Here is a 12021-nt window from a genome sequence, read left to right on the forward strand (position 1 = left end):
TGTTTTTTGATCAGAAATCAATTTGCCTTTCGTCCGTATAAGGTTATTTCCGAGAGGCAATTGGCGTCATCGAGGGTGTAATTGCCATTAAAGGATTTTACTGCTTCATACCTGAATAACCTGGTAGCTTTTGTATACGCGGGATTATCGGGGAACATATAAGCCATATCACCGGCTTCGCCGATCTTGACGAACTCCAATTCCGTTAATCCGGTTGGTACGGGAATTTTATGTTGCATGACAAACTCCCACTGGTTTAGTACATCATCCCAGATATACACATTGTATAACCCTACATTTTCACTTCGATAGTATTGGCCCCTGGACACATTGGCCAGTCCACCGGAGTGACGCTGTACGGTTACGATACGGCTTATTTCATACTTTGCCCCCAGGTCAATGATGAAGTTCCATGGCATATTTCCGTTTGCAGTCTTGCCGGTACGGCCCCTGCTCTGTGTATGCATAAAATTTAGGTTGTCACCACGGTCAATAATACCATCAATAACTTTGACGTTCCTTCCTTCCAGTCCGTTTCCAAAAACCATGGGTATGCCGCCGATGGAATCGTTCGGATTAGGAAGCACCCAATTTTGTTTAGGTATCTGGATATCTTCGAACAGGCTGAATTCACCTTTATCAATAGGTTCCGTAATATTTCCGTAGATATCTGCAACCCGTATTTTGACTTTGACTTTCTGGTTTGTACTCAGGAAAAGATCATTGATAAACCTGCGGTCCTTGGGTAAGTTGGAGGAAAACACGGTTGTCAGTTTCCGGTTAGTGCCCTTATCAGGGAATTCATAATCGACATAAACCGTTATGTTCTGCTGTAATTCATTGTTCCAGTCCAGAAAAAATGAGCTGAATCCCGGTTTGGCCTGTATGTTATTCGCAACCTTTGCATAGGCTGGTTCCAGGGGAGTCACGGAAACGTCCAGAGGTTCCGACCGGTTACCTGCCCTGTCTACCGCAAAAAGCTGTACCTTATATTCGGCCACGCTTGCGAATCCGTACACATCCAGGGAGTCCAGGAAATAGGAGGCCATGAATTTGAAGGAACGGTTGTCTTTGTTCGTATAGACAGCTTCAACGCCTAACAAATCCTGATCATTGGGGAGGCTATAAAAAAATCTGGCACCGCCATATAAAGGTGTATAACTTTTCAGGGTTACTTTCCCCGGGGGAGTGCCATCCTTTTCTGTTTGAAACCTTTGTTGCTTTTCACAGGAAGCGAACAAAAGTATAAGAGCAGCGAGTGTAACCAATTGATTCTTCATAATAATTTTCATTTTGTAGAAAAGTGTATGGCTATTACCATCCGGGATTTTGAATTAGTTTTCCGTTTGTATTCATTTCATTCAGGTCAATTGGCCAAAGGCAATCCGTGATCGTAAAACGCCGTACCTGTTTGGCTTCCAGCATGAAAAAGGTTGCAGCGGTCGTTCCCGTATGCGTCCAGCCCCAGATTGGTGATGAAAAAGAAGAGACGGCCCTCTTGTGACGGATCATATCCCAGAAATGCTGACCTTCAAAGGCAAATTCAATTGAGCGCTCACGCAGAATGATATCTCTAAGCCCCTCTTTTGTTAAATGTTTACCCGGATTTCTGGTGAGACCAGGGTCGGCCCACACAGCCTGTACATCGGGAATTCCCGCCCTTCTGCGGACTTTATTTATCTCTTCATACACCTGTCCGCTGGGACCTGAATACTCGTTGAGCGCTTCCGCTTTCATCAGGTAAAGGTCTGCCATGCGAATTAATGGGTAGGGAAATTTGATGGTCCGCTGCCAGGCGTTCGATTGTGATTCGGGATGTACAAATTTTTGAACGCCAATTCCCGTACAAAGAAAATCTGTGGTGTGCTGCGAAGAGTTAAATCCTCCGTCGCTATTCGCAAACATCATCGTGTTAATTCGTACAGTGTGTGCCCGCCAATAACCTCCGGTGATCCCAAGATTTGCATAGAACCGCGGTTCCCTGTTCAGGTAGAGACCGATAGTCTGAGCGCCTGGCTGCATAATGCCGAGCATGGGTGTATATTGGGCGGAGTTAGCCCCCGGAGTCGTTTCAATATTCTGTCTTTTGTTCATATCAAAGGTCAGATCATCTTCGATGGGCAGTCCGTTCTTTGTGTAATATCTCTCGGCCATTTGGTAGCTGGCTGCCAACCACTGCCAGGAGTACGCCGGCGTGTTCACTACGCCATCCCCATAACCTGGCGGGAGTCGGATGTTCGAACCGTGTGATAATTCGCCTTGGTTATAGTAATCCAGGTTAGAATAACCCCACACTACTTCTTTATTCCAGGGATCGCAAATTAGCATCCTCAGGTCATAAAGTTTTTTCATATTGTCATGATTGCGGGTAAAGGCATCGCGGTCGAATGTGTACGGGTCTCTCTCGAAAGTATAAAGTCCGCGCCCGTTGGCTTCGGCAATGGCTATAGCTTCGTTGGTTGCGTCAATGACTTCTTTCCATTTTTCCTTGTTATAGGTCAGGGGGAAAAACGGTTTGCCATCATGGTCCATGAAATCACCAAAGTACTCATTATTCCCATTAAAGAAAGGACTTGCCCTAAAGAAAAGAATGCGCGCTTTGATGGCCTTTGCCACGACCTGATCAATCTGACCAAGGTCATTTTCGGCGGCTCTTTCCTTTAAGTCAGGGATCGCCTCGTTAGCAAGTTTTAGAATAAAATTAAAGCAGTCTTCTACTTTTGAACGAGGCATGAAAAGGTCATCTTTCTCTGATTCGGGAGAAGCTGTTTTGACAGGCAGCACGATCGGTCCATAATGTTGAACTAATAAAAAGAGGTAATAAGCTTTTAGCATTTTTACCTGCGCTTTCCAGTCTTTCTTTTCATCGTCTGTCATATCCTTCACGCGGTCAATGTTTGCTAAGAATACATCAGCCTGTCTGACTGCCTGGTACAATGGTTTTCCACCCTCGGTCCCGGACCATAATCCGAGCTCGGGCGAAGACTGAGACTGCAGACCTCTCATGATGCGCATGGCTCTGAGGTCCCATGTATTGTCGTTAAGGTCGAGTCTCCCAATCCATTCGTCACCCAGGGTCCATGAAGTCAGATGGACTTTATCGTCCTGGGGGATAAAACTATATACTTTGGCCAGTGCATCCCATGCGTCCTGTTTCAGGTTAAAAATGTTCTCAAGCCTTAGCGTATTGTCAGGTACTATATCCAAATATTTTTTACAGGAGATAGTTGAAGTTATCAGAATAACGAATGCAATAGATCTATAAAATTTCATATTCCTGTTTTTATAAAGTCAAAAGAATTCCAATGTTATATCTTTTATTCGGCGGATACTCTAGCCCTCTCCTGCCCATTTCAGGGTCCCATAGTTTAAAGGAAGAAAAGGTCATCAGGTTTTCACCGCTTATGTAGATCCTGCTGCCGGGTTTTATACCCCAGTGTTTCAGTCCTTTCAAATTATACCCGATTTCCACGGATTTCAATTTCATGAAAGATCCGTCTCTGAGCCACCAGGATGATTGCTGAGTATTATTATTTATGGGATCTGTCGACAACCTTGGCCAGAATGCATGTACATCAGGATTTGTTTCGCTCCAGTAATCATCGGCAATGATGCTTAGCGCGTTTCGTCTTTTTGCGAATGGCGCTATACCTGCTTCCCTTGTTGAACTCGCCGCACTCGCATCGATAAAAAATGATGTTCTGGCGCTTCCGTTACAGAAGAATGAGAAGTCAACGCTTTTATACATCACGGATGCTCCAAAACCGTATTGTATTTCCGGAACCGTGGGAAAGCCTAATGCTACCCTGTCATTGTCATTGATGATTCCATCGCCATTGATATCCTTATATTTAATATCACCTGCCATATATTCACCAAAATCCTGTTTAGGTGAGTTTTTGATTTCCTGTTCATCCACGAAAAGTCTTTCGGCGACTAGTCCCCACTGCTGGTTAATGTTGCTACCCAGTCTTTTCAGGTATTCATCGGGGAAGTTTTTTTCATCGATCTTTACCAGTTTGTTTGTAGCATAGGTGAAATTGAAGCGTGCTGAGGCCCACCAGTTTTTATTGATTGCTTTTTGGTAGTCGATAGAACTTTCAAAACCTTTGGATTCCACTTCACCAACGTTCCCGCTCACTGCAGCCTCCAGCCCCGCCGTTGCGGGGAAATTCTCGCGCCTCATATAAATTTTGCTCCTTACATCGCGGTAGAAATCGAGTGTAGTCTTCAGGGATTCGTTAAGGAAGTTTGCTTCCATTCCGAGGTTCCATTTTTCAGATTGTTCCCAGGTAATATTTGGATTCGCATAGCGCCTTACCCAGTAACCGGAGTAAGAATTCATAAAGGAAGATCCCCACCTGTATCCGTTAATGGTACTGTTTGTACCTCCCCTGAGAGAAATATCGGAAAGGTAGAAGAAGCGGTCAACACGCTGTGCGATCGCATCATTGCCGACAAGCCCCCAGGATCCACGAAGCTTCAAAGTACTAACAACATTGCGCAGGGACTCCCAGAAGTCTTCGCGGGATATGGTCCATCCGCCACCCACTGACGGGAAAAAACCATAGCGCTTATCGCCGGTAAATTTTTCTGATCCGTTGTATGCATACGCAAACTCCAGGTAATACCTGCCGTCATAAGAGTAATTAGCACGCCCTGAATTTCCCATATTTCTTTCGGGGAGCGTTTCATAAATGGATGTACTGTTGCCGCTTGTCAGTAGCTTCTCCTCCATCGTTCCAACGGTCATTAATGAAATGTTGTGTTTGCCAAATATCCTCTCCCAGTTTAACCGGGCCTCAAAATAATAGTGACCGTCCGCATCCCTGACTGGCTGAACGTTTCCAAGATAAGGTTGACCACTGGTTGGATTGAGTGGGAATAGCTTGTACTCTTTGGTTACCTGATTATAAGATTCCAGGTCGTAATAAAAGGGTGAATAAGTGCGTCTGCTAGCGTACTTACTCCAGGTGGTGGCGGATGCCTTCCCCTGAAATTTCAAACCCTTTATAATTTTATCGAGGTCCTGCATCAGTGTAGCCTGGGCGCTAATCGTGGATTCATTCCGGCCTTCATATCCGCGTACCATTTCAGCATAGGGATTGTTTTTCAGGCTACCTTGTACGAAGCTGTTTCCAAAAAGTATATGCTCCGTGTATTTATTGGCCGAATCAGGTTCATAATAAGGCGGGAAATCCACGGGGTTACTGTTCATAACCATTCGGAAGATTTCAGAGGCGGAAACAAAGGGTCCGTTATATCTTTCAAACCTTCCCTGAATTCTGGTATCGAGTTTCGTGGATGGAGTTAATTTGAATATAACATTTGATCGGATAGAATACCGGCCAATATCAATATTGTTGTTGAAATTATTCCTTTTATCCACTTTTAAAAGTCCCGATTCTTTATCGGCCCCGACTGAGACATAATAAGTAGCCACTTGTCCGCCACCCGATATATTAACATTTGCCTTCATGTTAGTAGTGCTCTTGTTAAACAAGGTCCCATACCAATCTATATTTGGAAATATCATCGGATTCTCACCAGATTCAGTGGACTGAATTTTCTGTTCAGGATAATACGCGCCCAATTGCGGATTCCTGGAAATGCGCGCTTCATTATATAATCTCATATACCGGACACCATCCAGCATCTTTATGGTCCGCGTAGGTGCCGAGATATTTACGTCGACTCTTGCGTTCAGGCTTACAGGTCCTTCTCTTCCAGCTTTCGTATTCACAATGATGATACCGTTCGCACCCCTGGCTCCGTACAATACCGTAGCGAGGGCGTCTTTCATGATAGAAAAAGATTCTATATCATCGGGCTGTAAACGGGCCAGGTTATCGGTGGTTGATTCAAAGCCATCGATCAGGATAAGCGGCGACGCCTGGTAGCCGAAGGTGGTAACGCCGCGTACAAAGAACTGTGCATTATCCCTTCCGGGCTCACCGGATTGTTGATAGGATATCACGCCTGGCAATCTTCCTGCAAAAGATGAAGTAAGGTTAGAAGCCGGGATCCTGAGGTCTTTGGTGTTCACTGTAGTGATGGCACCCACTACACTGGCTTTCTTCTGTTTACCAAAGGCAACGACCGTTACTTCGTCCATGGGATTGGCCTCTGTGTACAGGAGGATCTCAAGAATGTTCTTCTCGCCGACAATTTCGGTTCGGGATTTCTTACCAACATAAGAAAAGATCAGCGTATCTCCCAATGCTACACTGATCCGGAATTCGCCGTTCTTATCAGTTAATACTGGCGTTGCTCTTTTCGTCGCACTCACGGTCACGCCCGATAAAAGCGCTCCGTCATCTGCATTTTTGACGACGCCGGAAACACTTTTGACCTGTGCGAACCCCGCGGAAAACAGAAAGCAAAACACAATCGTTCCAATGATACTTATTCTCATTTTTGACAATATGAGGGGTTAGTAAATAAAATGGTTTATTTAGTTAAGCGGAAAAATCGAAGTAGAAATTATATGTTATATATAATTAATATAAATAATTAGTGATAAATCGAAATTTTAGTTTAAATGTTTCGTAAATGTCTCACATGGAAAAAATCAGTTCATATATCAGGTCGTCTGCACGAATATAGATGATTTTGTTAAAAAATAACAGAAGTGAGATTATTTTTTTGTATTTTCTATTTTGGGAATTAAAGATTTGGTAATACACATCAGTCCCAGCTTGGGTTTCAGTGGCTCCGAGTGGTGATAAATTAATGTAGCGGGAGCCTAATTTACCCGGACGACCAAACGATAATTTGTTTAATTTGAATATTTACGAGGCGGCAATATCTACTTTAGATTAGATTTCAATTTAACAAGGACACCCATGAAAAGGAGTACGAGAACTTTTTCTCGCACAGTGAATTTTCTTGCCAAGGCCCCTGCCTGTCTGCCTATCTTCGGCAGGCCTGCACGCCGAAGGAGGGTAAACCGACAGGCAAGCACCCGACAAGATCATTAGCTGCCAAAAACGGGGATGTAAAAAAATATAAGGGTAGGCAGAGTTTCATTCACCCACCATCAGGTCTGCCGGTTAAATCGTAGTCCTACAGGTCCCTTAAAATATTGAACCCATCCGCATCAGCCCAGAACGGGTATTTTTTTCGTACATCTTCAAGGTGCGATTTATTCAGTGTAATTGTATATACTTCCTCTCTTTCGCTCCCCTGGTATAAAATATCGCCTGATGGTCCGACCACCATGCTCTCTCCCTGGTGGTCTATTCCGTTCCCATCGCGTCCAACGCGGTTTACACCGATTACGTAACACTGATTTTCAATAGCTCTTGCCTGGAGCAGTGTTTTCCATGCCAATGCCCTGCTCGTCGGCCAGTTGGCTACAAAAACCAGGATATCGTATTCAAAAGGATATTCCCCGGCCAAAGTCGGGGATTGCCGGTTCCAGACCGGAAACCTCAGGTCGTAACAGATCTGCAGGTTTATTTTCCAGCCGTTTACTGACGCGATGAGTCGATTCTGACCCGCTGTATAAAAATTATGTTCGCCGGCATACGCGAACAGGTGCCGTTTGTCGTAGATCCCATGTTCGCCGTTGGGGAGCATCCAGATGAGCCGGTTATAATACCTGGCTTCAGTTGATTTCCCTGCATCCTTCGAAGAATCCGGATTTGTTTCCTTCATCATCAGGCTGCCGGTCAAGATAATTTTTCGCCGCAGGGCTATTTCGCGCATCCATTTTATGGCAGGCCCATCCATTGTTTCTGCGAGATGTTCAGGTTGCATGCTGAAACCGGTGGAAAACATTTCAGGAAGCACAACTATTTCAGTCTTTTCACGAATGGCCTCAATCTTCGTTCCGATCATGCCGAGATTGGTTTCTTTGTCTTCCCAGGCTAACCCTGTCTGAATAAGCGTGAAGGTGATTGTGTTCATGATGTTGCCGGGTTTTCGAGAATTTGTTGAAGGAATTCGTGCACCAGCCTTGGTTCATATCCTTTTTGGATCAGGTAGGAAGTGGTCTTCTTCATCTTCACAAACCGGTTGCCACCAAGCCCTTCCCATTTATCCACCATCAGTTTGCGCAGGGTACCAAGGTAGTCTGCTTCATCGATTTCTTCGAAGGCTTTTCTGATGCAATAGTCACTGATCTGCCTGCGCCTGAGTTCGGCCAGGATTTTGTTCCGCCCCCATTTTTTCTGGCGGAAATGACCACCCGCGAACAATCTGGCAAATCGCTCTTCGTTCAGATACCCCTCTTCGATCAGTGTGGCAATGACCTCATCGTGGTCACGACGCCTGACTGCCAGTTCATATAACCGGGTACTGACGTCGTAATGACATCGCTCAGCATATGCGCAGAAATGCCGTAGCTTTTGCAGAGCCTGCTCCTTTGTGAGCGGCTTGTTTTCCGATTTCATCAATGGTATCCGGTTTTCGACCCGAAGTTCAGGTTTTCAGCCGAAATTAAGAAGGGAACAGCCCAAAACGGCCTCCGGGAGCGAAGAAATGGGGCTGCCAAACCGTTCTGCCGTGATCCGATAGAATGCGGGAAATGCGGAATATTATTTTTATGGAATAGGCAATAAAATAGTAGTTTCGCCTCAATCAATTTAGAACCAAAGGATTCGTTAAACCCGTAAAAAGACTAAGATGAAGTTTATTGCATCTTCAACAGCATTGCTAAAACAATTACAGAATATTGCAGGTGTAATCAACGCCAATAACGTATTACCCATACTGGAAGATTTTCTTTTTGAAATTGATCAAAACCGACTGTCGATTGTAGCCACCGACCTTGAAACCGTCATGCGGACCGAATTGAACGTTGAAGCGAAGGAAAACGGAAGGGTGTGTATACCCGGTAAAATACTGATTGATTCCCTGAAGAATATTCCGGAGCAGCCGCTTACTTTCACGATAGACAAGAACTTTGGGATTGAAATAACCAGCGATAGCGGTAAATACAAAGTGATGGGTGAAAATCCTGATAATTTCCCTAAAGAACCGGTTGCCGATGATACAACTTCGTTTACCATGACGTCTTCGGCGCTGGTAACAGCCATCAACAAGTCACTTTTTGCCGCCAGCACCGATGATCTTCGCCCCGCTATGACAGGTGTGTTCTTCGAATTGAGCGAGGACGGTATCCAGTTTGTGACCACCGATGCTCACCGACTGGTACGTTATCACCGGAATGATGTAAAATGCCCGGCGAACGACAGCTTTATCGTTCCGCGGAAACCGCTTAACCTGTTGAAGTCGGCTCTTCCGGATAACAACGACGAGATCGTACTAAATTACAACAATAATCACTTCTTTGTGGTTCATGGCACCACCCAAATGAGCTGCCGGCTGATCGATGCCCGATTTCCGGACTACAGGGTAGTGATACCTACAGAGAATCCTTACCGGCTGACGGTGAGCAGAACGGATTTCCTGGGAGCGCTGCGCAGAGTAAGTGTCTTCAGTAATAAAAGTACGTACCAGGTTGCATTGAGTATCACGGGAAGCGAATTGCAGCTTACCGCGCAGGATATTGATTTTAGCTTCGAAGGTAATGAGCGCATGCAATGCCAGTATAACGGGGAGGATCTGGTGATAGCCTTTAATGCTAAATTCCTGATGGAAATGTTGAATGCCACCGACAGTGCCGAAGTCTTTATGGAATTGAGTACTCCTACAAAGGCAGGCTTGCTCAAGCCGTCAGAACAGGCGCCCGAAGAAGATTTATTAATGCTTGTTATGCCCCTGATGCTGAATGAATAATTTTAGCGCGCTGCCTACTGTCAAATCACCGGTATTTTTCAATTCATGATCGTTACAGATATTTGTATTATAGGCGCCGGTCCGGCAGGAGCGGCTGCTGCCCTGCAATTGAACCGGGACGGCATCGACTGCGTCATTGTTGATAAAGCCATCTTTCCGAGAGATAAAGTTTGCGGTGATGGACTGAGTGGTAAAGTGCTCACTACCCTGAAAAGAATAGACCCGGATGTGGCCGCCAGGCTGGGGCAGTTTGCCGGTAAAGCAGATAGCGGGGGTGTACGTTTTGTCGCGCCAAACCGGCGTAGCGTGGATATTTCAGGGGGAATGACTGAGCCGGAAGTGGATGGCAGCATGCAGAACGCACCCATCGGATATGTATGCAAAAGAATGGACTTCGACCATTTCCTGGCCCGCGAGCTTAGAAATTGCAAGCATGTGAAATTTTTTGAAGGTGTGGAAATTTCAGATTTTAGGCTGGGGGAAGATGGATACATGCTGTGGAATAAAGACGGCTTTAATATCAAAGCCCGTATACTGATTGTGGCCAACGGCGCCCATTCGTCTTTTTCAAAGGAAGTAGCCGGTATCAAAATGGAACCGGCTCATTACATGGCGGGTCTCAGGGCGTATTACAAAAATGTGCAGGGGAATCATCCGGATAATTTTATTGAATTACATTTTCTCAAGGGCCTCCTGCCGGGCTATTTCTGGATTTTTCCCCTACCCGGCGGAGAAGCCAATGTGGGCTTAGGAATGCCCAGCAACGTATTGCAAAAGAAAAAAATCAACCTGAAAAAGGAACTCCTGAGAATTATTGACGAAGACCCGGTTATCAGGGAAAGATTTAAAGAAGCGAGTCTTACCGGCAAGATTGAAGGCTACGGTCTTCCGCTGGGCAGTAAGAAAAGGAGGCTTTCCGGCGAAAGGTACCTGCTGACTGGAGATGCCGCGTCGCTAATAGACCCCTTCACCGGCGAAGGCATCGGAAACGCTTTTTATTCCGGCAGGATTGCCGCACAACAGGCTGTACAGGCTTTGAAAAACAACGACTTTTCTGCAAAAGCACTCCTGCGTTACGATGCAGAGATCGATAGGGTCATAGGTGCAGAGCTCCGTCTAAGTGCGAGGCTGCAACGCCTGGTCAGGGTGCCGCTGCTCTTCAACTTGCTGATGAATATCAGCGCACGCAATAAAAAACTACAGGAACTGATGTCTGGCATGTTTTATGAAGTGGATTTGCGGAAAATGCTCACACGGCCGGGGTTCTACCTGAGGCTGATATTCAACCGGCCCTGAGTCACAAGGCAACTGCAACTGCAGGTGATGTCCGTAATTATTCATATATTCAACAAAAAGTTCCCATGTTCATAATCAATGACAAAGTCCCCGCAAAACTATTCTTGCTGATCATCCTGTCAGCTTCATTTGCAAGCCTGGTATCCTGCAACCCGGGCAAGGTTTCTATGGCCGCTGCAGGGCAAAGTAATGTACGCAACGCCCAGCGGACTTTGAAGCCGCCGATATCCCATAGCACACCGGCAACGGTGGGTTACGTGTATGACCAGGAAGGGCTCTTCACAGAGGTCCAGCGTCACAAGCTTGATTCGCTGATGAGGCTTTTTGAAAGCACCAACCTGATTCCCATCAAGTTGGTTACGCTTGGAGCAGACAATGTACCTGCGTCCAATTTCGATTCAAATAACGTGGCCCTGTTAAAACAGTGGGACGCGCTCCACAATAACTCGCAGAAATGCATGACCATTTCTATGAGCAGGGAGTTTAATCGGGTTAAAATCGATTTCGGCAGTTTTGTCAATAAATTGCTGTCACCGGCCGAAGCTACCCATGTGGTTGAGACCACTTTTCAACCAGCCATCTCAAAGGGAACCTATTATGAAGGGAGTTTTGCCGGTTTACAGGAACTGATGAACACCGTCCGGAAGAATATTGTCTTTGACCCCAAGCCCATCAGGAAACCGGTCGCAAATTAAATCGTCATGAAATTCGGGGTTGTCGCTGCATACGATAATTATATTGAAGCCCACCTGGCTATGGGCTTGCTTGAAGATGTAGATATCAGGTGCTGGCTGAAGGATGAGAATGCGGTGACAATCAGTCCTTTCATTTCAAACGCGGTGGGCGGGATTAAACTGATGGTAACTGAACCCCAGATGGAGCGGGCGCTGCGGACACTGGCTGCGCTTCGGAAAAATGACGGTAAACGGTAGCCAGCAAACCGGTACCGATTCGGGCAATGACCGGTAGTGATTATCTTTG

9 protein-coding genes are annotated in these 12021 nt (G+C 45.8%); 4 read left to right on the top strand and 5 right to left on the bottom strand.

The features are described 5' to 3' along the window. Positions 1-17: 17 nt before the first annotated feature. The 5 genes from AC3WS5_RS03285 to AC3WS5_RS03305 all read right to left on the bottom strand — a co-directional run bounded on the left by AC3WS5_RS03285 (position 18) and on the right by AC3WS5_RS03305 (position 8396). Positions 18-1280 (bottom strand): DUF4959 domain-containing protein, encoded by a 1263-nt coding sequence (locus tag AC3WS5_RS03285; protein ID WP_492465781.1) that lies wholly within the window; start codon positions 1278-1280, stop codon positions 18-20. Between the two features lie 34 nt (positions 1281-1314). Next, the gene (locus tag AC3WS5_RS03290) at positions 1315-3273 is read right to left on the bottom strand and encodes a RagB/SusD family nutrient uptake outer membrane protein (protein ID WP_492465782.1); all 1959 of its coding nucleotides are present in this window, start codon (positions 3271-3273) and stop codon (positions 1315-1317) included. Positions 3274-3283: 10 nt separating this feature from the next. Continuing rightward, the gene (locus AC3WS5_RS03295) at positions 3284-6415 is read right to left on the bottom strand and encodes a SusC/RagA family TonB-linked outer membrane protein (protein WP_492465784.1); all 3132 of its coding nucleotides are present in this window, start codon (positions 6413-6415) and stop codon (positions 3284-3286) included. Between the two features lie 650 nt (positions 6416-7065). Next, entirely contained in the window at positions 7066-7911 is an 846-nt protein-coding gene (locus tag AC3WS5_RS03300; protein ID WP_492465785.1) for a nitrilase family protein, read from the bottom strand. Continuing rightward, on the bottom strand, positions 7908-8396 hold the full coding sequence (locus tag AC3WS5_RS03305; RefSeq protein WP_492466465.1) for a regulatory protein RecX: 489 nt from the start codon (positions 8394-8396) through the stop codon (positions 7908-7910). The genes AC3WS5_RS03300 and AC3WS5_RS03305 overlap by 4 nt, the downstream gene beginning before the upstream one ends. Before the next feature lie 232 nt (positions 8397-8628). On the opposite strand from AC3WS5_RS03305, the gene dnaN reads away from it, so the two are divergent. From dnaN to AC3WS5_RS03325, 4 genes are all read left to right on the top strand, one after another. Then, positions 8629-9744 carry a DNA polymerase III subunit beta gene (gene dnaN / locus AC3WS5_RS03310; protein ID WP_492465786.1) on the top strand — a complete coding sequence of 372 codons (1116 nt, stop codon included), beginning with the start codon at positions 8629-8631 and terminating at the stop codon, positions 9742-9744. Between the two features lie 45 nt (positions 9745-9789). Beyond that, the gene (locus tag AC3WS5_RS03315; protein ID WP_492465788.1) at positions 9790-11040 is read left to right on the top strand and encodes an NAD(P)/FAD-dependent oxidoreductase; all 1251 of its coding nucleotides are present in this window, start codon (positions 9790-9792) and stop codon (positions 11038-11040) included. A 65-nt stretch (positions 11041-11105) separates the two neighbouring features. Continuing rightward, positions 11106-11735 (top strand): TPM domain-containing protein, encoded by a 630-nt coding sequence (locus AC3WS5_RS03320; RefSeq protein ID WP_492465789.1) that lies wholly within the window; start codon positions 11106-11108, stop codon positions 11733-11735. A gap of 6 nt (positions 11736-11741) precedes the next feature. Further along, positions 11742-11972: a putative signal transducing protein gene (locus tag AC3WS5_RS03325; RefSeq protein WP_492465790.1), complete on the top strand. Its 231-nt coding sequence runs from the start codon at positions 11742-11744 to the stop codon at positions 11970-11972. Positions 11973-12021 lie beyond the last annotated feature (49 nt).

The organism is Niabella sp. CPT15-335-S11 (genome assembly GCF_058792415.1).

Coding starts and splice junctions, on each gene's coding strand:
- dnaN (WP_492465786.1), top strand. CDS start 8,629: ATGAAGTTTATTGCATCTTCAACAGCATTGCTAAAACAATTACAGAAT.
- AC3WS5_RS03305 (WP_492466465.1), bottom strand. CDS start 8,396: ATGAAATCGGAAAACAAGCCGCTCACAAAGGAGCAGGCTCTGCAAAAG.
- AC3WS5_RS03295 (WP_492465784.1), bottom strand. CDS start 6,415: ATGAGAATAAGTATCATTGGAACGATTGTGTTTTGCTTTCTGTTTTCC.
- AC3WS5_RS03325 (WP_492465790.1), top strand. CDS start 11,742: ATGAAATTCGGGGTTGTCGCTGCATACGATAATTATATTGAAGCCCAC.
- AC3WS5_RS03315 (WP_492465788.1), top strand. CDS start 9,790: ATGATCGTTACAGATATTTGTATTATAGGCGCCGGTCCGGCAGGAGCG.
- AC3WS5_RS03300 (WP_492465785.1), bottom strand. CDS start 7,911: ATGAACACAATCACCTTCACGCTTATTCAGACAGGGTTAGCCTGGGAA.
- AC3WS5_RS03285 (WP_492465781.1), bottom strand. CDS start 1,280: ATGAAGAATCAATTGGTTACACTCGCTGCTCTTATACTTTTGTTCGCT.
- AC3WS5_RS03320 (WP_492465789.1), top strand. CDS start 11,106: ATGTTCATAATCAATGACAAAGTCCCCGCAAAACTATTCTTGCTGATC.
- AC3WS5_RS03290 (WP_492465782.1), bottom strand. CDS start 3,273: ATGAAATTTTATAGATCTATTGCATTCGTTATTCTGATAACTTCAACT.